24 protein-coding genes are annotated in these 22,123 nt (G+C 65.4%); 15 read left to right on the top strand and 9 right to left on the bottom strand.

Going from position 1 to position 22,123, the window contains the following annotated elements; all coding sequences use genetic code 11:
* Positions 1-148 precede the first annotated feature (148 nt).
* Positions 149-418 carry a DUF982 domain-containing protein gene (locus H4I97_RS07275; RefSeq protein ID WP_244658734.1) on the bottom strand — a complete coding sequence of 90 codons (270 nt, stop codon included), beginning with the start codon at positions 416-418 and terminating at the stop codon, positions 149-151.
* 84 nt (positions 419-502) lie between these two features.
* Positions 503-1,957: a cobyric acid synthase gene (locus H4I97_RS07270; RefSeq protein WP_182307229.1), complete on the bottom strand. Its 1,455-nt coding sequence runs from the start codon at positions 1,955-1,957 to the stop codon at positions 503-505.
* Positions 1,958-2,628: 671 nt separating this feature from the next.
* Here H4I97_RS07270 and H4I97_RS07265 point away from each other — a divergent pair.
* The 5 genes from H4I97_RS07265 (at position 2,629) to H4I97_RS07245 (ending at position 7,260) form a co-directional block, all read left to right on the top strand.
* Complete coding sequence (locus tag H4I97_RS07265; RefSeq protein WP_182307227.1) at positions 2,629-3,627, top strand: ABC transporter substrate-binding protein; 999 nt, start codon at positions 2,629-2,631, stop codon at positions 3,625-3,627.
* Positions 3,628-3,730: 103 nt separating this feature from the next.
* Complete coding sequence (locus H4I97_RS07260; RefSeq protein ID WP_182307226.1) at positions 3,731-4,645, top strand: ABC transporter permease; 915 nt, start codon at positions 3,731-3,733, stop codon at positions 4,643-4,645.
* Positions 4,638-5,681 carry a quaternary amine ABC transporter ATP-binding protein gene (locus H4I97_RS07255; RefSeq protein WP_182307225.1) on the top strand — a complete coding sequence of 348 codons (1,044 nt, stop codon included), beginning with the start codon at positions 4,638-4,640 and terminating at the stop codon, positions 5,679-5,681. Before H4I97_RS07260 ends, H4I97_RS07255 begins: the two co-directional genes overlap by 8 nt.
* 90 nt (positions 5,682-5,771) lie before the next feature.
* Positions 5,772-6,791 carry a betaine--homocysteine S-methyltransferase gene (gene bmt / locus H4I97_RS07250; RefSeq protein ID WP_182307223.1) on the top strand — a complete coding sequence of 340 codons (1,020 nt, stop codon included), beginning with the start codon at positions 5,772-5,774 and terminating at the stop codon, positions 6,789-6,791.
* A 115-nt stretch (positions 6,792-6,906) separates the two neighbouring features.
* Positions 6,907-7,260, top strand: coding sequence for a hypothetical protein (locus tag H4I97_RS07245; protein WP_182307222.1), 354 nt, complete (start codon positions 6,907-6,909; stop codon positions 7,258-7,260).
* Between the two features lie 13 nt (positions 7,261-7,273).
* Here H4I97_RS07245 and H4I97_RS07240 read toward each other — a convergent pair whose 3' ends face one another.
* From H4I97_RS07240 to H4I97_RS07230, 3 genes are all read right to left on the bottom strand, one after another.
* On the bottom strand, positions 7,274-8,068 hold the full coding sequence (locus tag H4I97_RS07240) for a phosphodiester glycosidase family protein (RefSeq protein WP_244658733.1): 795 nt from the start codon (positions 8,066-8,068) through the stop codon (positions 7,274-7,276).
* Between the two features lie 85 nt (positions 8,069-8,153).
* A complete protein-coding gene (locus tag H4I97_RS07235; RefSeq protein ID WP_244658764.1) occupies positions 8,154-8,795 on the bottom strand; it encodes a ferredoxin in 642 nt (213 codons plus the stop codon).
* A 146-nt stretch (positions 8,796-8,941) separates the two neighbouring features.
* Positions 8,942-10,513 carry a trimethylamine methyltransferase family protein gene (locus H4I97_RS07230; RefSeq protein ID WP_182307220.1) on the bottom strand — a complete coding sequence of 524 codons (1,572 nt, stop codon included), beginning with the start codon at positions 10,511-10,513 and terminating at the stop codon, positions 8,942-8,944.
* 285 nt (positions 10,514-10,798) lie between these two features.
* Between H4I97_RS07230 and H4I97_RS07225 the strand changes: the two genes are divergently transcribed.
* Complete coding sequence (locus H4I97_RS07225; RefSeq protein ID WP_182307218.1) at positions 10,799-11,500, top strand: corrinoid protein; 702 nt, start codon at positions 10,799-10,801, stop codon at positions 11,498-11,500.
* Between the two features lie 48 nt (positions 11,501-11,548).
* Here the strand turns inward: H4I97_RS07225 and H4I97_RS07220 are convergent, their stop codons facing one another.
* Positions 11,549-11,701 carry a hypothetical protein gene (locus H4I97_RS07220; RefSeq protein WP_182307217.1) on the bottom strand — a complete coding sequence of 51 codons (153 nt, stop codon included), beginning with the start codon at positions 11,699-11,701 and terminating at the stop codon, positions 11,549-11,551.
* A gap of 22 nt (positions 11,702-11,723) precedes the next feature.
* Entirely contained in the window at positions 11,724-11,882 is a 159-nt protein-coding gene (locus H4I97_RS07215) for an entericidin domain-containing protein (protein WP_129330631.1), read from the bottom strand.
* Here H4I97_RS07215 and H4I97_RS07210 point away from each other — a divergent pair.
* Positions 11,881-12,549: a DUF1638 domain-containing protein gene (locus H4I97_RS07210; protein WP_182307216.1), complete on the top strand. Its 669-nt coding sequence runs from the start codon at positions 11,881-11,883 to the stop codon at positions 12,547-12,549. The two genes, H4I97_RS07215 and H4I97_RS07210, sit on opposite strands and share 2 nt — an antisense overlap.
* Before the next feature lie 28 nt (positions 12,550-12,577).
* Here the strand turns inward: H4I97_RS07210 and H4I97_RS07205 are convergent, their stop codons facing one another.
* Positions 12,578-12,721, bottom strand: coding sequence for an entericidin domain-containing protein (locus H4I97_RS07205; RefSeq protein WP_449250279.1), 144 nt, complete (start codon positions 12,719-12,721; stop codon positions 12,578-12,580).
* A gap of 174 nt (positions 12,722-12,895) precedes the next feature.
* Positions 12,896-14,266 carry a TIGR03808 family TAT-translocated repetitive protein gene (locus tag H4I97_RS07200; protein WP_182307215.1) on the bottom strand — a complete coding sequence of 457 codons (1,371 nt, stop codon included), beginning with the start codon at positions 14,264-14,266 and terminating at the stop codon, positions 12,896-12,898.
* A 229-nt stretch (positions 14,267-14,495) separates the two neighbouring features.
* On the opposite strand from H4I97_RS07200, the gene H4I97_RS07195 reads away from it, so the two are divergent.
* From H4I97_RS07195 to H4I97_RS07160, 8 genes are all read left to right on the top strand, one after another.
* Positions 14,496-15,164, top strand: coding sequence for an exopolysaccharide biosynthesis protein (locus H4I97_RS07195; protein ID WP_244658732.1), 669 nt, complete (start codon positions 14,496-14,498; stop codon positions 15,162-15,164).
* Between the two features lie 34 nt (positions 15,165-15,198).
* Positions 15,199-15,990, top strand: coding sequence for a formyl transferase (locus H4I97_RS07190; RefSeq protein WP_244658731.1), 792 nt, complete (start codon positions 15,199-15,201; stop codon positions 15,988-15,990).
* A 132-nt stretch (positions 15,991-16,122) separates the two neighbouring features.
* Positions 16,123-16,425 (top strand): virulence factor, encoded by a 303-nt coding sequence (locus tag H4I97_RS07185; RefSeq protein ID WP_182307214.1) that lies wholly within the window; start codon positions 16,123-16,125, stop codon positions 16,423-16,425.
* The gene (locus tag H4I97_RS07180; RefSeq protein ID WP_182307213.1) at positions 16,418-17,002 is read left to right on the top strand and encodes a methylenetetrahydrofolate reductase C-terminal domain-containing protein; all 585 of its coding nucleotides are present in this window, start codon (positions 16,418-16,420) and stop codon (positions 17,000-17,002) included. Before H4I97_RS07185 ends, H4I97_RS07180 begins: the two co-directional genes overlap by 8 nt.
* A complete protein-coding gene (locus H4I97_RS07175) occupies positions 16,999-18,090 on the top strand; it encodes a methylenetetrahydrofolate reductase (RefSeq protein ID WP_182307212.1) in 1,092 nt (363 codons plus the stop codon). The genes H4I97_RS07180 and H4I97_RS07175 overlap by 4 nt, the downstream gene beginning before the upstream one ends.
* Before the next feature lie 101 nt (positions 18,091-18,191).
* Positions 18,192-19,157: a methyltetrahydrofolate cobalamin methyltransferase gene (locus tag H4I97_RS07170; protein ID WP_182307211.1), complete on the top strand. Its 966-nt coding sequence runs from the start codon at positions 18,192-18,194 to the stop codon at positions 19,155-19,157.
* 246 nt (positions 19,158-19,403) lie between these two features.
* Positions 19,404-19,826, top strand: coding sequence for a hypothetical protein (locus H4I97_RS07165; protein ID WP_182307210.1), 423 nt, complete (start codon positions 19,404-19,406; stop codon positions 19,824-19,826).
* 172 nt (positions 19,827-19,998) lie between these two features.
* Positions 19,999-22,038, top strand: coding sequence for an ASKHA domain-containing protein (locus tag H4I97_RS07160; RefSeq protein ID WP_182307209.1), 2,040 nt, complete (start codon positions 19,999-20,001; stop codon positions 22,036-22,038).
* The last annotated feature ends 85 nt before the right edge of the window (positions 22,039-22,123 follow it).

The following is a 22,123-nucleotide window of genomic DNA, read 5'->3' as shown; positions in this document are numbered from 1 at the left end:
CGATTACGTCTTCATTGTGTTTGTAGATCAAATTTTAGGCATATGAAATTTTGGGTATTGCCGCAGCGTGCGGCCGTTCCTATCGGCTGACAATCTGCGACACCGGCGCGTTTCCGCGCCGGTGCGAATTGTCGAAAACTGAAGAAAATCAGGCAGCGGCGGCAATTTCGCCGGCATCGTAGCAGCCTGCCTCGATGGCCGCGGCGATGAAGGCCTCCCGCGCGATTTCGGCGCTGCAGATGCGCTTCAGGGCGGCTTCGCACTGCCGCGATGCATTGTCGCGGTGCCTACCGCGGCGAATCGGCCATTCGTTTTCAAGGAAGTCCTTAGCCTCGTAGGGGCCGTCGAATCGACGGGTCAGTCCCGAGGGAAGGCGGATGATGACGGGCTTGCACCAGGTGATATGCAGTTCGTTCATGTGGTCCTCCATGGCGGGCGACAAACGTCCACGGAGGAAGGATGTTCCCGACGAAGGGGCGGAAATTATGACGCTGCCCTGTCGCTATCCTAGCAGGCGGCCCAGCCAGTCCCGCGACAGCACCCTTTCCAGCTCGGCGGCGACATCGTCGAGCGCTGCCTCGACGCCGGCGCGGTAGTTCTCGCCGCCGCCCTCGATCCCGAAGCTCGCAAGCAGCCGCGCGCGATAGGCGTCGCTGCCGAAAAGCCCATGCAGATAGGTGCCGGTGACCCTTCCGTCCGGCGAACTCGCCCCGTCGGCGCGGCCATCGATCGTGACCGGCGGGCGGGCGCAATCCGGCCCCTCGGTGCGCCCCATGTGGATCTCGTAGCCGGAGAGCGGGACATCATAGTCCACAGAATGCGCGGTACTGTTGCGGACGGTCTTTTCCGGCGCCATCACCGTCTCGACGTCGAGGAGGCCGAGCCCGTCGATCCGCTCGTTTGCTCCCTCGATCCCCAGCGGATCAGCGACGCTCGTCCCGAGCATCTGGTAGCCGCCGCAAATGCCGATCACGCGGCCGCCGCGACGCACATGCGCGGCGATGTCGACGTCCCAGCCCTGGCGCCTCGCATCCTCGAGATCGCCGATCGTCGACTTCGAACCCGGCAGCACCACGAGGCCGGCATCGGCGGGAATGCGTTCGCCGGGACGCACGAAGACCAGCTCCACCTGAGGCTCGGCGGCAAGCGGATCGAGATCGTCGAAATTGGCGATCCGCGAAAGCATCGGCACCGCGACCTTGAGCGCCGCCCGGCTGCCGCCGGCAAGCCGCTCCAGAACGACCGAATCCTCGGCCGGCAACCGGGCGGCCGCCTTCAGGAACGGCACGACGCCGAAGCACGGCCAGCCGGTGAAGCCTTCGACGGCGGTGATCCCGTCGGCAAACAGCGAAACGTCGCCGCGGAACTTGTTTATGATGTAGCCGGTAATCATCGCCCGGTCCTCGGGCGGCAGGATGGTGTGTGTGCCGACCAGCGAGGCGATGACGCCGCCGCGGTCGATGTCGCCGACCAGCACGACGGGGACGTTGGCCCGCGTCGCAAAGCCCATATTGGCGATGTCGCCGGCCCTGAGATTGATCTCCGCCGGCGAGCCGGCACCCTCGACGATCACGAGGTCCGCGCCGTCGCGCACCTTTTCGTAACTCTCGAGCACGGCAGTGAGCAGTTGCGGCTTCAGCCGCTGGTAATCCCTGCCTTTCGCCTGGCCGAACATCCGCCCCTGCAGGATGATCTGGCTGCCCGTGTCGGATTGCGGCTTCAAGAGCACCGGGTTCATGTGGACGGAAGACGGCGTGCGTGCGGCGAGCGCCTGCAGCCATTGGGCCCGGCCGATCTCGCCGCCGTCGTCGGCGACCGCCGCATTGTTCGACATGTTCTGCGGCTTGAACGGGCGCACCTTCAGCCCGTAATTGGCGGCGAGCCGGCAGAGGCCCGCGACCAGCACGGTCTTGCCGACGTCGGATCCGGTCCCCTGCAACATTACCGCCTTCGCCATACCGCCGTTCTCCCGGACCTCGCAACTGCGCCTCGGCCTCGGGGCCGCTCGGCCCTTCTCTCCTGCCGAAATCTCGCTTGCGCCGCAAGGCCCCTCGGCCCGCCGCGACGTTCGTGTTCGCTTTCGTTCGAAAAAGAAAAGCCGACCTGACGCCGGCAAGATCGGTGCGGTCGACCGGATCGCGCCGAAGGGGGCAACGGCAGCCGGATTTATGGGCGTCTCCGGTACGCAAAAAACCTGATCCGGAGACGCCGACGGCGAGAGACCGCACCGACAGCCATAGCCGGACATTCTTACCGGATGGTTTACCTGCACCGGCTGGTCCACATCTTTTGTGCGATGCCGTTCATCGTGCGCAACATTTTATAACATAGTAAAAATCATTTACTTTCAGCCGGATGAAATTGTTTGTTAACGCAGACACACGGTCCGAAGGTTGATTTCTTCGTCGGAGACGATACGCTTTCGTCGGGGCGCATCTGAAATACTTCCGGCACCTGTGCGGATGCTGGGCGTCTCCTGTCGTCGCGCATCCCTTCTTTGGGAGCGCTGTCACAATGACGCGGCAAATCTGTCGTATGGGCGAAAGAAGCGGAGCGGCATTGCAGGCGACGGAAACCGTCGAAGAGGGAAAACGACAAGGGAACCAAAAGACCAGGAGGTCCGAAGACATGATGAAATTTTTCGCCGCCGCCGTCCTCGCCGCCGGACTTCAGTCCGTTGCAGGGACCGCCGGAGCCGCCGAGTGCGGCGATGTCTCGATTGCCGAAATGAACTGGGCCTCGGCCGGCATCGCCGCTCATGTGGACGGGATCATCCTGGAAAAGGGGTACGGCTGCAACGTTACGCTCGTCACCGGTGACACCGTGCCGACCTTCGCCTCGATGAACGAGAAGGGCGAACCCGACATGGCGCCGGAGCTCTGGGTCAACTCGGTGCGCGAGGCGATGGATGCCGCCGTCAAGGAAGGTCGGCTGATCCGGGCCGCACCGATCCTGAGCGATGGTGGCGTCGAAGGCTGGTGGATACCGAAGTTCCTCGCCGACGCCCATCCGGACATCAGGACCGTCGAGGCGGCGCTGACGCATCCGGAACTCTTCCCTGCACCGGAAGACCCGTCGAAAGGCGCCGTCTACAACTGCCCGTCCGGCTGGAGCTGCCAGATTTCCACGGCCAACCTCTTCAAGGCGGTGGGGGCGAAGGACAAGGGCTTCGAGCTCATCGACACCGGCTCGGCCGCAGGCCTCGACGGCTCGATCGCCAATGCCTTCGAAAAGAAGACCGGCTGGCTCGGCTACTACTGGGCGCCGACGGCGATCCTCGGCAAGTACGAGATGGTGAAGCTGAGCTTCGGCGTCGAGCACGACAAGGCCGAATGGGACCGCTGCACCGGCGTCGCCGATTGCCCCGACCCGAAGGTCAACTCCTATCCGGTCGCCGGCGTCTTCACCGTCGTCACCAAGGCCTTCGCCGAAAAGGCCAGCGTTGCGATGGACTATGTGAAGACCCGCAAGTGGGACAACCAGACGGTCGGCTCCGTGCTTGCCTGGATGGATGAAAACCAGGCGGACAACGAAGAGGCGGCCGAGCATTTCCTCAAGGAATATCCCGACCTCTGGACGACCTGGGTGCCGGCCGACGTCGCGGCAAAGATCAAGGAATCGCTCTGAACCGCACAACGGCCGCGCCTCCCGTGCGCGGCCGCCTCCTGCCGGCCTCCGTTCGCCCCCGGTGCTGACCTCTCTCGCCGGCATCCCGAAAGGACCTCGAGACATGGCCTCTGGCATCTGCGCCGCCCTGCCCGAAATCGCCTGCCGTTTCCCCGCGCTCGACGACAGCCTGCTGCGGGAAGCTCGCAAATCGGTCGACGCCGCCTTCAAGACCTTCGTGCGCACCTATGGCGACGCGATCGACAGGGCGACGGACCCGCTGCAATGGCTCCTCAACAACCTCGAAAAGCTGTTCGTCGATGCGCCCTGGCCGCTCGTGTTGCTCGTCGTCGCGGGCGTCGTGCACGCGGTCGGCCGCGATCTCCGCATCACCGTCGGTGCGATCGCCGCTCTGGTCACGATCGGGCTCCTCGGGCTATGGGAGGATACCATGGTGACGCTCGCCATGGTCACCGTCTGCACCGCCGTCTCGGTCGCGGTCGGCATCCCGCTCGGCATTGCGCTTTCGCGCTCGGACCGGCTACAGGCGGCGGTGATCCCCGGCCTCGATGTCATGCAGACGTTGCCGAGCTTTGTCTATCTCATCCCCGTAGTGATGATCTTCGGCATCGGCAAGGTGCCCGGCCTCATCGCGGTCGTCGTCTATGCCGTACCGCCGATGATCCGCCTCACCAATCTCGGCATCCGTCTGGTCGACCGTGAAGTCGTCGAGGCCGCCGACGCCTTCGGCTCTTCCGCCCGCCACAGGCTCTTCGACGTCGAGCTGCCGCTGGCGCTTCCGACCATCATGGCCGGCGTCAACCAGACGATCATGATGGCGCTCGCCATGGTCGTCGTCGCCTCGATGATCGGCGTCGGCGGGCTCGGCCGCAACGTGCTTCAGGCGATCACCAACCAGTTTTTCACCGTCGGCTTCCTGAACGGCTTCGCACTGGTCGCGATCGCCGTCGTCTTCGACCGGGCGAGCCAGTCCTACGGCAAGCGCCTGCAGCGGCATCTGGAGGTCGTCCATGGCTGAGGGCCGGATCGAGATCCGCGGCCTCTACAAGATCTTCGGCCCGCACGGCGAACGCTATGTCGACGCGGTGAAGGCCGGCCTCTCCAAGGCCGAGCTCAACACCCGCCACGGCCACGTCCTCGGCCTCAAGAATATCGACATGACCATTCCCGCCGGCAGGGTGACCGTCATCATGGGGCTTTCCGGCTCCGGCAAGTCGACGCTCATTCGCCACATCAACCGGTTGATCGAGCCGACCGCCGGCGAGGTCCTCTGCGACGGCGTCGACGTCTGCCGCATGAATGCCGCCGAGCTTCGGGACTTCCGCCGGCATCGCACGGCCATGGTCTTCCAGAATTTCGCCCTGCTACCCCACCGCACGGTTCTCGAAAACGCGTTCTACGGCCTGAAAGTCCAGGGCGTTCCCCGTCGGGAAGGGAGAGCACGCGCCGCCCGCTGGATCGCCCGTGTCGGTCTTTCCGGATACGAGGACCACTATCCGAACCAGCTCTCCGGCGGCATGCAGCAGCGCGTCGGCATCGCCCGGGCGCTCGCCACCGACGCCGACATCCTGCTGATGGACGAGGCCTTCTCCGCTCTCGATCCGCTGATCCGCGTCGACATGCGCTCGATGCTCCTCGACCTGCAGGCGGAACTGAAGAAGACGGTCGTCTTCATCACCCACGACCTCGACGAGGCATTGGCGCTCGGCGACAAAATCGTCATCCTCCGCGACGGCGAGATCGTGCAGCAGGGAAGCGGCCAGGAGATCGTGCTTGCCCCCGCAGACGATTACGTCGCCGCCTTCGTGCAGCAGGTCAATCGCGGCCGGGTGATCGAACTCGGCTCCGTCATGCGGCCCTTCGACGGCACCGCGCAGGACCTCGCCCTGCCCGCCTCGACTCTCCTCGAGGATGCCGCACGCTCGATGACCGGCGCCGGCCGGTCCAATGCGGTCGTCGTCGATGCGGATGGCGCAATCGTCGGAACCGTCGATCACGCGACCATCCTCGCGGCCATCGTGACATCGGCCGCTGCATCGCCCGCCGCGGATTGAGCCGCAGGCGACGCAGCCGGCAAATCCCGTTGCGGCGCAGACCGGCATTCTCTATGGGTTGACCGACAGATTTCTTAGAGGGGACGACCCATGACCACCGCTTCCGATCCGCTTTCCAGACTGCTTGCCGAAAAGGGCGTACTGCTCGCCGACGGCGCGACCGGCACGAACCTGTTCGCCATGGGACTCGAAGCTGGCGAGGCGCCCGAGCTCTGGAACGAGAGCCACCCGGAGCGGATCGTCAAGCTCCACCAGGACTTCGTCGATGCCGGCGCCGACATCATCCTCACCAATTCGTTCGGCGGCACCCGTCATCGCCTGAAGCTGCACAAGGCGGACGATCGCGTCTTCGATCTCAACCGGAAGGCCGCCGAAATCGCCCGCTCCGTTGCCGACAAGGCGCCGCGCAAGGTCATCGTCGGCGGCTCCGTCGGCCCGACCGGCGAGCTCCTGCAGCCGCTCGGCGCGCTCACCTACGAGGATGCCGTCGCCGCCTTCGTCGAGCAGATGGAGGGCCTGAAAGCCGGCGGCGTCGATATCGCCTGGATCGAGACCATGTCCTCGCCCGAGGAAATCCGTGCCGCGGCGGAAGCCGCCGTCAAGGTCGGCCTGCCCTATACCTATACCGGCTCCTTCGATACCGCCGGCAAGACGATGATGGGCCTTGCGCCGAAGGACATCCACGGTGTCGCGAAGGACATCGGCGCAGGCCCGGTCGCCGTCGGCGCCAATTGCGGCGTCGGCGCCTCCGACATCCTTGCAAGCCTGCTCGACATGACGTCCGCCGATCCGGCCGCCACCGTCATCGTCAAGGGCAATTGCGGCATCCCCGAATATCGCGGCGCCGAAATCCACTACTCCGGCACGCCGCCGCTGATGGCCGAATATGCCAAGCTTGCCCGCGACGCCGGCGCGAAGATCATCGGCGGATGCTGCGGCACGTCCTGCGGCCACCTCGCCGCCATGCGGCAGGCGCTCGACAATTATACGCCGGGCCCCCGCCCGACGATCGAGGCCATCGTCGAGCACATCGGCCCCTTGCGCAACAAGACCGCCGAGGAATCCTCAAGCGATGCCGGCCGCGAACGTCGCGGTCGCCGCCGCGGCTGATCGCATCGGCTGTCCGGTCATTCACCGGGCAGCCGTCTCCCGTGCTTGCGCCACCGGACCGGCTGTCCTATCCGGATGAAAAGTCATCCGAATCGAAAAGACGAGGGAACACGTCATGTCCGCGCAATCGCTCCCCTTCCCCGACCGCGAAACCGTCGCCGACAAGCTCGCGACACTTGCCGATGCCGACCAGGCCTTCCTCAAACTCCTCTTCGAGAACCCCGCCCAGGACGAAAGCCTGTTCGAAGGCCTGCACCTCTATCTCGACCGTGCGGCGGCCGCGCCCTTCCTCAATTCCCTGAAACTCGAACGCTGCGGCGAGTGGCTCGGCAACGCCGCACCCGCCCGGCTGCAGATCCGCCTTTCGGAAGCGGCGAAATCCGGCCAGCACCCCGCCTACCGCGCCTTCCGCACCGGCCTCGACCGCTCCGGCGGCCTCGAGCGCGCCTATCCGAAGTCATCCGTGTGAGGGGAATCGGCTCTCAGGGCGTCCGCCCGCTGTCAGCGCTCAATTGCGGCACGGTGCCGATCACCGCGATGATGGGGCCGAGCGGGAAGAGCCGGTCGCGCCGCCCGCGCTCGGGGATGTAGGCACTCGAAATTGTCCCGTCGAGATAGAGCGCGTTCGGGCAACCGAGCGTGTCGCGGAAGAGGCGGGCGAAATCGTAGAAACGCACCGGCGTGTTCGAAATCACGAAATGGACCTTGCCGTCCCCGTCGACGCCGACGCCGTTGCGGATCTTGAAGCTGTCGCTGTCCGGCAGGAATTTCGGGTGCAGCGCACCCTCGATCACCAGCATCGGCCCCGACTGGGTCGCATAGTCGGCAGCAGCGTGGGCGCGGGCATAGCGCCGGCTTTCGGTGATCGCCGCCCTGCCGTCCTTCATCGAAAACACCCCGTTCGGCAGCAGATGGAAATTGCCCCACCCTGCCTTCGTGGTGATCGGCCGCCGCTCGATCCCGTATTCGACGAGGAGCCCGACCGGAGAGAGGTCGTCGTGGTACATGCCGCCGTTGGTCGCGAAGACGAGATAGTGCCGCTCCTCCCAGAGTTGCCGCACCAGCGCATCGAAGCCGGAAAACGGCTTTCCGTCGGGATCGCTGTGATAGACGCGGATTTCCTCTGCCTTCGGATCGAAGTCGCAGACCGTGTAGGCCGCGTTCTCGACGACGAGGTCGCGGCAGGCGGCGATCGCGGGTCGTGAAAGAGACGCTGACGCAATCATCAGCATGACGGCGACAAAGACGCCTCGGCCGCAAATGCCTGGAACCCGCATGGATTTTATCGTTCCTGTCGCTTGCCGTGCCATCACCGGCCGGTGTTGCGACTTATGCCGCACTTGCCCTTGCGTTGGAAGCCGCTCAGCCGGCGGGCAGCGAAAGTTCCGCCATGTGGAAGCGGATCTGGTCCGCCGGATAGGTGTAGTCGCGGCCGACCGGGCAGGCCGCGCGGGCGAGACACCCCTCTTCGAGACAGGTCCGCCCCTCTTCCGTGGCGAGATGGCGTCGGCAGGCGGTAACATCGAAACCGGCCACCGTCACCGCACCCGCGGGACAGGCCGTCAGGCACGGCTTCTCGCGGCAGCTTTCGCAGACCGGCGTCCCCTTCCCCTCCTCCGTCTCGACCTCCGTGAAAACCTCCGCGAAGCCGAGCGCGGCGCGATAGCCGTGCCAGAGGCCGTAGCGGGGATGGGCGAGGATACCGAGCGGCGAAGCCGCAAGCCCTTCGGCGGTGATTGCCCAGCGCTGGAAGGGTTGGTAGGGCGGATCGGAGGGATAGTAGGGAAAGGCGCCGAAGGCCGCGGCGATCGGGCCGATCACCGCCTTCGACCAAGTGTCGAGAGGATCGGCGAGATCGGCGGGCATTTTCGCCCGCCAGTCGCAGAAGGCCCACCACATGGCGCCGCCGGCATGGCCGACGAGCACGACGGTGCGGGCCGTCTTGCCGCCGGGAAGGCGAGGTCCACCCTCCCCCTGCGGAAAATGCACGCTGCCGCGCGGCATGAGCCCGTGCGGCCGGAGCGCCGCGCGCAGGCTCTCGGGGCCGCTCACCGCGGCCCCTCGAACTTGTAATGCGGGCGCCAGACCTCCTCCTGGATCATGTCGGCCACCGCCACCGCTCCGCCTTGCTCCCTGGCTTCGGGATGCCTTCAAGAGAAGGCGTCGGGCATCTCGTCCTTGCGCTTGGCGATGTAGGCGGTGAGCGCCTCGTCGATCGCCTCGTCGAGAGGCGGCGCCTCGTAAGCGTCGAGCCACGAACGGCAGAGCGCGTTGGCGCGGTCTTCGATCCGCTTCTTGCCCTCGATCTCCCACTGTTCGAACGAATTGTTGTCGGCGAGCGCGGAACGATAAAAGGCCGTCTGGAAGTTTGCCTGCGTGTGGGCGCAACCGAGATAGTGGGCACCGGGGCCGACTTCGCGGATCGCGTCCATCGCCTGGCCGCTTTCGGAGAGATCGACGCCGGCGGCCATCTTCTGCATCATGCCGAGCTGGTCCTGGTCGATCATGAACTTCTCGTAGCAGGCGGCAAGCCCGCCTTCCAGCCAGCCGGCGGCATGCAGCACGAAGTTGGTGCCGGCGAGCAGCGTCATGTTGAGCGTATTGGCGCTTTCATGCGCGGCCTGGGCGTCCGGCACCTTGGAGGCACAGAGCGAGCCGCCGGTCCGGAACGGCAGTCCGAGACGGCGGGCGAGCTGGGCGGCACCGTAGGAGACGAGCGCCGGTTCCGGCGTGCCGAAGGTCGGCGCACCCGACTGCATCGAGATCGAGGCCGCGAAGGTGCCGAAGAGCACCGGCGCGCCGGGACGCACGAGCTGGGTGAAGGAGGCGCCGGCGAGCACTTCCGCGAGGATCTGCGTCAGCGTGCCGGCGACGGTGACCGGGCTCATCGCGCCGGACAGGATGAACGGCGATAGGACACAGGCCTGGTTGTGCCGGGCGTAGACCTTGGCGGCGCCGAGCATTGTCTCGTCGAAGACCATCGGCGAGTTGGCGTTGATGAGGTTCAGCATCACGCAATTGTTCTCGACGAACTCGTCGCCGAAGACCAGCTTCGCCATGGCGACCGAATCTTCCGCGCGTTCCGGCGCCGTGACCGACCCCATGAACGGCTTGTCGGAATATTTGATGTGGCTGTAGACCATGTCGAGGTGACGCTTGTTCACCGGGATGTCGACCGGCTCGCAGACCGTGCCGCCCGACGAATGGATCGACGGCGCCATATAAGCGAGCTTCACGAGATTGCGGAAATCCTCGAGCGTCGCATAGCGGCGGTTGCCGTCGAGGTCGCGCACGAAGGGCGAACCGTAGACGGGCGCGAACACAGTCGCCTTGCCGCCGATCTGGACGCTGCGCTCCGGGTTACGCGCGTGCCAGGTGAATTCCGAGGGCGCCGTCTTCAAGAGTTCGCGGCAAAGCCCCTTGGGGAAATGCACGCGCTCGCCCTTCACATCGGCGCCGGCCTTCCTCCACATGTCGAGCGCTTCGGCGTCGTCGCGGAACTCGATGCCGATCTCCTCGAGCACGGTGTCGGCGTTGCGCTCGATGATCGAGAGACCTTCCTCGTCCAGCACCTCGTAGACGGGGATCTTGCGGGTGATGTAGGGCATCTGCGGGCCCGCGCCCGCTCCTCCGCGCGATGCCCGGCGTGCGGCCGCCCCGCGGCCCTCGCCCCGCGAACGCCGGCCTGCGGCGGCGCCCGTCTGCTCTGTCGTCTCGTCCATGGTCTTTTCCTCACTCTCGCGCCCGAGCGGCGCTCGTTATCGCGGCTATGCTATTCGTTTTGAGGCGTGAAACCTTCCTTAATGCGCCAACCACTTGCATGAGACAGACATCGAGCGCCGCGGGACGGGCACCCGACCGGCATCCACCTTCTCGCCGCCGTCGCTTTTCGCTGTACGCGACGTCGCATTCGAAAGGGGGTTTCTGCTATATTGCGGTTTAACTGCATCACAGGCAGTCTCGAACTGCAATCGGAATCGCGTTTCAGGCAAGCGGGAACCAATACAATGTCAGATGACGAAATCATTCTTGAAGATCTGTCCGACGACGAGCTCGTGCAACAGATGCACGACGACCTTTATGACGGCCTCAAGGAGGAAATCGAGGAAGCCACCCGCATCCTGCTCGATCGCGGCTGGGCTCCCTACGATGTCCTGACCAAGGCCCTCGTCGAGGGCATGCGCATCGTCGGCGTCGACTTCCGCGACGGCATCCTCTTCGTCCCGGAAGTGCTGCTTTCGGCCAACGCCATGAAGGCCGGCATGACCATCCTTCGCCCGCTGCTCGCCGCCACCGGCGCGCCGAAACAGGGCAAGATGGTCATCGGCACCGTCAAGGGCGACATCCACGACATCGGCAAGAACCTCGTCGGCATGATGATGGAAGGCGCCGGTTTCGACGTTATTGACCTTGGCATCAACAATCCGGTCGAAAACTATCTCGAAGCGCTGGAGCGCGAGAAGCCCGATATCCTCGGCATGTCGGCGCTGCTCACCACCACGATGCCCTACATGAAGGTCGTGATCGACACGATGAAGGAAAAGGGCATCCGTGACGATTACGTCGTGCTCGTCGGCGGCGCGCCGCTCAACGAGGAATTCGGCAAGGCCGTCGGTGCCGATGCCTATTGTCGCGACGCGGCGGTAGCCGTCGAAACCGCCAAGGAATACGTCGCCCGTCGCCACAACAGCCTCGGCGCCCGCGCGTGATCGCGGCCGCGATCCGCGGCCACCGTCCTAGCTGCTGCGCCGGCCGCCTCAGCGGCCGGCGTCCGTTTCCCCGGCGGCGACCGTGAATACCGCCGGCCCCGTCTGCTGGCCGGTGTGCGGCCAGACCGACGACAGGCTTGCCGCTACGATCGCGGCAACCATATAATAGGCACTGAGCCTCGCAAGCGACTGCGGTGACATCGGGATGTGCCCCTGCCGCAGCCTACTTCGCGGCGTTGTCGACATCCCGTCCGGCGGCCTGGGTCGCGTCGACGGCATTGGCCGTGTCCTTGCCCATCCCCCGAATGGTGTTGCCGCAACCGGCAAGAGCGACACCCGACGCGAGAAGAACCGTAGCGATTGCGAGTTTCCTGAAGATCATGATCGAGAACTCCGTAAACGATGGTGATGACGTTGTCGGCTCTGCCTCCCTCCAACGCGGAGGCCGGCAAAAAGTTCACGTCATCGCCTGCGGCGCCATCGCCCGCGAGATCCTCGCCGTCGCCCGGATGAACGGGCTCGATCATATCGAGCTCACCTGCCTTCCGGCGATCTGGCATGCGACGCCGGAAAAGATTGCGCCGGGCGTCGAACAGGCGATCGCCGAGGCACGTGCGGCGGGTGCGGCCCGCGTCTTCGTCGCCTATGCCGATTGCGGCACCGGCGGGCTCCTCGATGTCGTTCTCGCCCGCGAGGGGGTGGAGCGCCTTTCCGGGCCCCATTGCTATTCGTTCTTTTCCGGCAACGACGCCTTCGCCGCTCGCGAGGACGACGTCACCACCTTTTTCCTCACGGACTTTCTCGCCCGCCAGTTCGAGGCTTTCGTCATCGAGCCGCTCGGCCTCGACCGTCACCCGGAACTCCGCGACATCTACTTCGGCAATTACGAGAAGCTCGTCTACCTCTCGCAGCAGGAAGATCCCGAACTGCAGGTCAAGGCGCGCGAAGCCGCAGCCCGGCTCGGCCTCGCCTACGAATACCGGTTCACCGGCTACGGCGATCTCGAACACGAACTGAAGGCGCTCGCCGATCCCAGGACCGGCGACTGAGGCCCGTTAAGCGGCTCTCGACGTTGGATCAGTCGACCGAGTGGGCGACGCTGCGGCCGGCGTCCTGCGTGGCGTCGACGGCGTTGCCGACGTCGCGGCCGATGCCGCGGATCGTATTGCCGCAGCCGGCAAGCGAAAGAAGTGCAAGGCCGATCAGGGCGGCCGCGGAGATGCGGGTGAAGGACACGGGGTAAACCTCTCCTCTCTTGTTCCACAGGGAATCTGCGAGAGCGTCCATCGCACCGGCTTTGGGTAAAAGCAAGGCAAAGCACGGCTTCCAAATCATCAGTCCGGAATACCGTCCGGAGGCGGGTTTCCCCGCCCCCGGCTGCCTGCTGCGCCAGCGTCAGTAGCCGCGATTGTTGCCCAGATAGACGTTGCCGGTCTGGCTGTCGGCGGTATTGGCGAGCTCGGTCGAACCGACGCGGTAGAAACTCGCGCCGTTGAACGCCACCGGAACGATGGATCCGTTCGTCGCGCCGCTGACCACATTCCCGACGATCGAGATCCGGCCGGCGGACGCGTTGTTCGAACAGCCGATGCCGGTGACGGAGGCGTGGATCAGGTTGCCGGTGGCCAGCAGGTCGTAGGTCGCCTCGTTGGTGCCGAGCACGATCCCGAATCCGGCGGCATCCTCGATCATGTTGCCGGTCAGCACGCAGAGCCCCTCCACCTGGATGCCGCAGGCATTCGTGATGGTCGGCGAATAGCCCGGATCGTTGATCGTGTTCTTGGTAATGTGGCGGATGTGGTTCGAGGAAATCGCGATCCGCCGGGCGATACCGTCGCTGTAGAGACCGAGATTGACGACCTTGATGCCGTCACCCGCCTGCTCGATGATGTTGTCGGCAAGCACCGCGCCGTCGAGGTTCAGGCCGGGAGTGGTAGCCTCGACGAAGATGGAACATTCCCGCGCCGAGATGCAGTGGTTGCCGGTGATCTGCGCCGCACCGGAAGCGTTGAAGCGGATGCAGGAGTACTGCACGTCCGAGATCGTATTGCCGGACGCCTTCACGCCGAGAGCCCGATAGACCACGATACCGTTGCCGTTCTGGCCGGTGCCGCCGCCCGCGGTCGCGATGTCGGCGATGACATTGTCGATGATCGTCGAGCCGTCATACTGGACGCCGCCTCCGGCCGGTTCACGCCAGACATAGACGCCGTTGTTCGCGCAGGTGATGATGCGGTTGTGGATCACGTCGACGCGGCTGTTGTAGACGAGAACGCCGACCGAGCAGTTGTCGATTGCGCAATCGGCGACCGTTCCGCGAGCGGCGGCGAGCGCCACCACGCCGGTCTTCGTGCTGCGCGTCACCTTGCAGCCTGCCAGGTTGAAACCGGTACAGTTCTGAAAGCGCACGAGGCCGGCCTGGTTGGAGCCGTCGCTGATTGCGGCGTTCTGGCCGTCGAATGCCACGCCCGAAATCGAAACATCGTGGATCCCGTTCACCTGAAGCAGGTAGCTGCCGCCGGTAAAGCGCAGCGTCGCGGCGCCGGCCACGGCCGCCCGCATGGTGAGCGTCTTTCCACTTCCTGTCGCCGTATCGACATTCAGCGCGCCCGTCGAAAAGACGCCGCTGAGCAGCACCAGGGTGAGCCCGTTCGTTCGGGCATAGTTCATCGCATTCTGTACGGTCGTCGCCACCCAGCCGGTGCCTGGCGACGTACCGGCGGCACTGAGAACCAGAGTTTCGCTTTCGCGCTTGTAATAGGTCATTTCCGCGTCTCCTTCAGCGGGCCCATCTCGCAGAGGGCCATTTTTCCTCATCTCCGATGCGGCACGCCACATCGAAGGAATATAATCCTATTCGCGATTCTGGTTGTTTATGTGGCGAGCGAAATCGCCGAATGGTTGCAGAATCTCCCGGAAAACCGGCACCGCGTTCCGACTGCCCGCGGCATTTGCCTTAATTCGGTCGCAACATTTTCCGTGCACGGTGGTTTTCATGGAGAATGCAACGGAGCGAATGACGGAGGGAGCGGACGCGGTGACGGCAGCTTTCGACCACGACGGAGAAGGCAGGCCGGGCGAACATCTCTCGCGGCTGCTGGAGCGACTGGCGCAGGCGCCGCATGAGCGCACCACCGTCGGCGATGTCGCCGTCGCCCTGCAGGACCGCTCCTTCGGTGCCTTTCTCCTGATCTTCGCGCTTCCCAATCTCGTTCCGGCGCCACCCGGCGCGACGCTCGTGCTCGGCCTTCCGCTCGCCGTCGTCGCCTGGCAGATGATCGCTTCGCCGCACGGTCGCGTCGTTCTTCCGCGCTGGCTCGGCGACTACGGCGTCGCCCGTTCCACCTTCGAGAAGATCGTCGAGAAGCTGGTTCCCTCCCTTCGTGTCGCCGAGCGGCTGTTCGGCCCGCGCTACTGGTTTCTCGGCAGCCGCTTCTCCGAACGCATTCTCGGGCTTTATGTCCTTCTCCTCGCGGTGGTGGTGATCCTGCCGATCCCGCTCGGCAACTGGCCGCCCGCTTTCGCGCTGGCGATCATCGGGTTCGCCCATTCCGAACGCGACGGGCTCGGCGTGCTGATCGGCTGCCTTGTCGGCGTCGTCGCCCTCCTGCTCGCCGGGTTTGTGGTCCTCACGGCGGGTGCTATAATCGCCCTCGTCTTCTGAGCCAGCCCGTGCGGCCCCGTCCTGCGAGTCCCGAATGACCATACCTCCGACGGTGAGTGCCGAAGACGCCCTGGTGGTGGTGATGACCGCCGGTGGACCCAATCCCGCCGTCGTCATCAATGCGCTCGTCGCGCGCTGGCGGAACCTCCACGTCATCCTCGAAGAACCGGAATCGAAATCCGGGATTACCCGACGCCGGGCGCGCCGCTTTGGCTGGCCGAATGCGCTCGGGCAGCTCGCGACGATGATGGCCGGTCGCTTTCTCCGGCCGCTTGCCGCCCGCCGTACCGCTGAGATCTGCCACCGCCGCAACGCCGATCCCGTCATGCCCCAACACGTGCCGGCAAGCCGGGTTGCCTCGATCAACGATCCCCGGTGCGTCGAGCTCGTCCGGGAGCTTAGACCCGCGGTCATCCTGCTCGTCAGCACCCGGCTGATGACGCGAACGACCCTGGAAAAACTCCCCTGCCCGGTCCTCAACCTCCATGCCGGCATCAATCCCGCCTATCGCGGCCAGATGGGCGGTTACTGGTCACTGGCCCTCGGCGATGCGGGCAATTTCGGCGCCACCGTGCACCTGGTCGATGCCGGCACGGACACCGGCGGCACGCTCTACGAGGTCCGCACCCGTCCGGAGCCCGGCGATTTCATCGCCACCTATCCGCTGACGCTGACCATCGCTTCGCTCGGAATCGTCGAGCAGGCGGTCGAGGATGCCGTCCACGGTCGGCTGCGGCCGATGCCTGCCGAAGGGCCGTCGCATTTGCGCTTTCCGCCACCCCTCTGGACCTGGCTGCGCTACGGCCTCACCCGCGGCATCTGGTAGGTTCCGGGGCGATCGACGGAACAAACGCTCTAATTTTCTGCGACGTCGCTTTTTGCTCTGTGCGACGTCGTCGCAAGCGCAGTCCGCCGCACGGGGCCTGTGCAATGTGGTGGCAAAGGAGACCGAAAAGGCATGGCAGACCGCATCATCGTCTACTGGCGCGACATTCCCGCCCAGGTGATCGTCAAGCAGGGCAGGAAGACGGCAAAACGCGAACTGTCGTTGCGTTTCACCGAGGCGATCGACATGTGCGCGATGCGCACCGGCGCCGCCGAAACCGACGACTATCTGGCCGAATGGCGCAAGGGCGACCCCGTGCCGGTCTCCGACGATCTCGAAACCGAAGCCGACAAGGCCGCGGCCGAAATCGAAGAGGCATATGACAAGGCGCGGCTCGTCGCGCTCGTCCAGAAGGGAGGACGCGACAATGGTTGACGGCAAACCCGGCCCCGGCAATGCGGCGCCGGCCAAGAAGGCGGCGACGGGCGCCTATACGCCCGCGGCGGTGTCGCCGAACCGCCGCGCCCGCCGTTCCTATACCATCCGTCTCTGGTCGGTGCGCCACTCGCGCTTTCTCGAATGGTTCTACGGCCGCTTCGCCGACGCGTTCCTGTGGCTGCATCCGGTCTGGAACCGGATCGGCTACGGCCGCGTCGAGCGGCCGGTGACCTTCGTCGAACGCAACGTCAAGGGCCTGCTCTTCGACTGTCGCATGTGCGGCCAGTGCGTGCTGTCCTCGACCGGCATGTCCTGCCCGATGAACTGCCCGAAGCAGCTCCGGAACGGTCCCTGCGGCGGCGTTCGCGCCAACGGCCACTGCGAGGTCGAGCCTGACATGCCCTGCGTCTGGGTGCAGGCCTGGGCCGGCTCCCGCAACATGGCCAACGGCGACGCGATCCTCAAGGTCCAGAAGCCGGTGAACCAGTCGCTGCGCGAAACCTCGTCCTGGCTGCGGGTGACCGCCGAAGCCGCCGCCGCTCGCGAAAACGCCAAGAAGGGGGAGAACGCATGAGCCCCGACATCAATCCCGTCGATCCCGGCCTGCCGCTTGATCCGCTGCCCGGCCATTCCTCCCGCGGCCGCCTTGAGCGCGTCCTGCGCCGCGGCGAATTCGCCGTCACCGCCGAACTCAACCCGCCCGACAGCGCCAATCCGCACGACGTCTACGAACGCGCGGCGATCTTCGACGGCTGGGTGGACGGCATCAACGCCGTCGATGCATCGGGCGCCAACTGCCACATGTCCTCCGTCGGCATCTGCGCGCTCCTGACCCGCATGGGCTATGCGCCGATCATGCAGATTGCCTGCCGCGACAAGAACCGCATCGCCATCCAGGGCGACGTGCTCGGCGCCTCCGCCATGGGCGTGCAGAACATCCTCTGTCTCACCGGCGACGGCGTGCAGGCCGGCGACCAGCCGGGCGCCAAGCCCGTCTTCGATCTCGATTCCATGTCGCTGCTCGAAACCGTGCGGACCATGCGCGACGAGGCGAAGTTCCTCTCCGGCCGCAAGCTGACGACGCCGCCGCAGGTCTTCCTCGGCGCGGCGATCAATCCGTTCGCGCCGCCTTACGACTTCCGGCCGCACCGGCTGGCGAAGAAGATCGCCGCCGGCGCCCAGTTCGTGCAGAGCCAGTACTGCTACGACGTGCCGATGCTGAAGACCTACATGCAGAAGGTCCGCGATCTCGGCCTCGACGAGAAATGCTTCATCCTCGTCGGCGTCGGGCCGCTGGCGTCCGCCAAGACCGCCAAGTGGATCCGCTCCAACGTGCCGGGCGTCCATATCCCGGATCACGTCATCGCCCGCCTCGAAGGGGCTCAGGACCAGAAGAAGGAAGGCAAGCAGCTCTGCATCGACATCATCAACGAGGTGAAGGAGATCGCAGGCGTCTCCGGTATCCACGTTATGGCCTATCGCCAGGAGGAATATGTCGCGGAGATCGTCCACGAATCGGGCGTCCTGAAGGGGCGCAGGCCGTGGAAACGCGAACCGAACCCGGTCGATGCGCTCGTCGCCGAACGGCTGGAGGAGATCCGCGAGGAAAAGGTCGAGGACCAGCAGCAGCTCGCCGGCATCGCCGCCCAGCACCCCCATTAAACCAGATCGAAAGCCGGCGCGGAATCGCGCCGGAAACCGTCTTTTGAACCCATTGCCCGCGCGCTAGAGTGCTCTCCCGCGCATCCGACCGGAGGAATGAAATGACCCGCACCATCGTCGCGTCCGCCACCCGCGAAATCGTCATCGGCTTCGACCAGCCGTTCTGCGTCATCGGCGAACGCATCAACCCCACCGGCCGCAAGAAGCTCGCCGCCGAGATGATGGAAGGCAACTTCGAAACCGTCATCAAGGACGCGCTGGAACAGGTCGCTGCCGGCGCCACCATGCTCGACGTCAATGCCGGCGTCACCTCGGTCAACCCGAACGAGACGGAGCCGGGCCTGCTCGTCAAGACCATGGAGATCGTCCAGGGCCTCGTCGACGTGCCGCTCTCGATCGACAGCTCCGTCACCGCCGCCATCGAGGCCGCGCTGAAGGTCGCCAAGGGCCGGCCGCTCATCAATTCCGTCACCGGCGAGGAAGAGAAGCTCGAAGCGATCCTGCCGCTCTGCGCCAAGTACAACGTGCCGGTCGTCGCCATCTCCAACGACGAGACCGGCATCTCACAGGATCCGGACGTCCGCTTCGCCGTCGCCAAGAAGATCGTCGAACGCGCCGCCGACTACGGCATCAAGCCGCACGACATCGTCGTCGACCCGCTCGTCATGCCCATCGGCGCCGTCGGCTCGGCCGGCCTGCAGGTCTTCGCCCTCGTCCGGCGTCTCCGCGAAGAGCTGAAGGTCAACACCACCTGCGGCCTCTCCAACATTTCCTTCGGCCTGCCGCACCGCCACGGCATCAATGCCGGCTTCATCCCGATGGTCATCGGTGCCGGCATGACCTCGGCGATCATGAACCCCTGCCGCCCGCAGGAAATGGAGGCGGTGCGCGCCGCCAACGTGCTGAACGGCACCGACGAGAACTGCTACAACTGGATCAAGACCTACCGCGACTACAAGCCCGCCGAAGGCGGCGCAGCCGCTCCGGCCCCGGCTGCGGCCTCTGCCGGCGGCGGACGCCGCGGCGGCCGTGCCGCCCGCGTCGGCGCAGGTGGCGCGAGCGAGTAACCTGCCCTCTCGGCAGCAATGACCTTCTGAGGCACGGCGCTGGCTGCAGCTCTTCTCCCCGACGGGGAGAAGGTGGCGCGCAGCGCCGGATGAGGGGGAAGGTCCATGCCTCTCCATGCCCCCCTCATCTGCCCTTCGGGCATCTTCTCCCCGGCGGGGAGAAGAGGAAGATCATCGCACCTCCCCTTGACGGAAAGGTTCGCCGCAGCAACATGCGGCGAACCGTTTTTTCCATCAGGCCTTTTCATGCTCGACACCATCGCCCGATTCTCGCGCAGATCCCGCGTGCTTGCCCATGGCGACTACCAGGACGCCAAGCATCTTGCCGACTATGTTGCGCTGATCTCGCGGGTGGTCTTCATTTCCGCGCTCTCGGCGATCATCCTCCGCCACGCCGGCGACGCTACGGGCGGCCGCTTGCTCTACTATCCGCTCGCCCTCGGCATGGCGCTCCTCGTGCTGCACCTGATGAAGCACATCTACTGGATGACCTACGACTACGTGAGCTCGTGGTTCGGTTCGCCGGAGACCGACCTGCGCGAGGTGCTCGTCTTCGTCGTCTCTGTCATCGCCACCATGGTGGTCATCCTCGGCATCACCGGCCTCTACCTCGACATCCTGACGAGCACGATCAATATCGGCGCCTGGATCACCTCGGACGAGCCCTGAGGCTCGCATCCCAACGGCCACCCTTGTTTCTCCGCGCGCGGGCGGGCAAAAGTCCGGCGGACGCATGTGCATGTCGGAAATTGACGGACGTCAGCCGCCGGACCCGTGCAGTCTATCGAGAATGGCCGGCCCGTGCCGGCAGAGACGTTCGCACAGGAAAGACGAGTTCGACATGAGCGAAGGCCAGTCCAAGGATCCCCTTATCCTCTTCATGCCCTCCGGCAAGCGCGGTCGCTTCCCCGTCGGCACGCCGGTGCTGGAGGCCGCCCGTTCCCTCGGCGTCTACGTCGAGAGCGTCTGCGGCGGTCGCGCCACCTGCGGCCGCTGTCAGATCGAGGTGCAGGAAGGCAATTTCGCCAAGCACAAGATCGTCTCCTCGACCGACCACATTTCCCCGGTCGGCCCGAAGGAAAAACGCTATGCCGAGGTTCGGACCATCCCCGAGGGACGCCGCCTCTCCTGTTCGGCCCAGATCCTCGGCGACCTCGTTATCGACGTGCCGCAGGATACGGTCGTCAACGCCCAGGTGATCCGCAAGGCTGCCACCGACCGCACGTTCGACCGCAATCCGGCGATCCAGCTCTGCTATGTCGAGGTCGACGAGCCAGACATGCACAAGCCGCTCGGTGACCTCGACCGCCTGAACGTCATGCTGGAAAAGGACTGGGGCTGGCATAACATCCTCGTCGCCCAGCATCTGCTGCCCGATGTGCAGAAGATCCTGCGCAAGGGCAACTGGGGTGTGACCGCCGCCATCCACCGCGATCTGGAAGGTTCGCGGCCGAACCTGATTGCGCTCTGGCCTGGACTGCACAACGAGGCCTATGGCATCGCCTGCGACATCGGTTCGACGACGATTGCCATGCATCTCGTGTCGCTGCTGTCCGGCCGCGTCATCGCCTCCTCGGGCGCGTCGAACCCGCAGATCCGCTTCGGCGAGGATCTGATGAGCCGCGTCTCCTACGTGATGATGAACCCGGACGGGCGCGAGGCCATGACCAAGGCCGTGCGCCAGGCGATCAACGAACTCACCGTAAAGGTCTGCGCCGAGGCCGGCGTCGATCCGAACAGCATTCTCGACGCCGTCTTCGTCGCCAACCCGATCATGCACCACTTGTTCCTCGGCATCGACCCGACCGAGCTCGGCCAGGCGCCGTTCGCGCTCGCCGTGTCAGGCGCCGTGCACACCTGGTCGCGCGAGATCGATCTCGCCATCAACCACGGCGCCCGCGTCTACTGCCTGCCCTGCATCGCCGGCCATGTCGGCGCCGACGCCGCCGGTGCCACGCTCTCGGAAGGACCGCATCGGCAGGACCGCATGATGCTGCTCGTCGATGTCGGCACCAATGCCGAAATCGTGCTCGGTAACCGCCAACACACCGTCGCCGCCTCCTCGCCCACCGGTCCGGCCTTCGAGGGTGCGGAAATCTCCTGCGGCCAGCGCGCCGCCCCCGGCGCCATAGAGCGTGTGCGCATCGACGCACAGACGCTCGAACCCCGCTTCAAGGTCATCGGCGTCGACCAGTGGTCGGACGAGGAAGGCTTTGCCGAAGCCGCGGAAAAGACCGGCATCACCGGCATCTGCGGCTCGGCGATCATCGAGGTCGTCGCCGAAATGTATCTCTCCGGCGTCATCTCCGCCGACGGCGTCGTCGACGGCTCACTGACAGCGAAAAGCCCGCGTATCCTCGAAAACGGCCGCACCTTTTCCTACCTGCTGCACGACGGCGCCCAGAAGATCACCGTCACGCAGAACGACGTCCGCGCCATCCAGCTCGCCAAGGCGGCGCTCTATGCCGGCATCAAGCTGCTGATGGAAAAGCAGGGCGTCAAGACCGTCGATACCATCCGCTTCGCCGGCGCCTTCGGCTCCTTCATCGATCCGAAATACGCAATGGTCCTCGGCCTCATCCCCGATTGCGACCTCTCCGAGGTCAAGGCGGTCGGCAACGCCGCCGGCACCGGTGCACTCATGGCCCTCCTCAACCGCGACTACCGCCGCGAAATCGAGGAAACGGTCCGGCGCATCGAGAAGATCGAGACGGCGCTCGAACCCCACTTCCAGCAGCTCTTCATCGACGCCATGGCGTTGCCCAACAAGGTCGATCCCTTCCCGAAACTCGCCGCCGCCGTCACGCTCCCCGAACGCAAGCTCCTCGCCGACGGCGAAGGCGAAGGCGGCGGACGCAGGAGACGGCGCAGCCGCGAGTGACGGTCGCGGCGCCGCCGCGAGAAATAACAGAGTCCAAGGATCACCCGCGGGGCCACCAGCCAATCTCCCCCCTTGAGGGGAGATG

This window comes from Ciceribacter thiooxidans (assembly GCF_014126615.1).
GTDB lineage: Bacteria > Pseudomonadota > Alphaproteobacteria > Rhizobiales > Rhizobiaceae > Allorhizobium > Allorhizobium thiooxidans.
The sequence above is the reverse complement of the archived record's forward strand: the minus strand, read 5'-3'. Positions and strand labels throughout refer to the sequence as shown.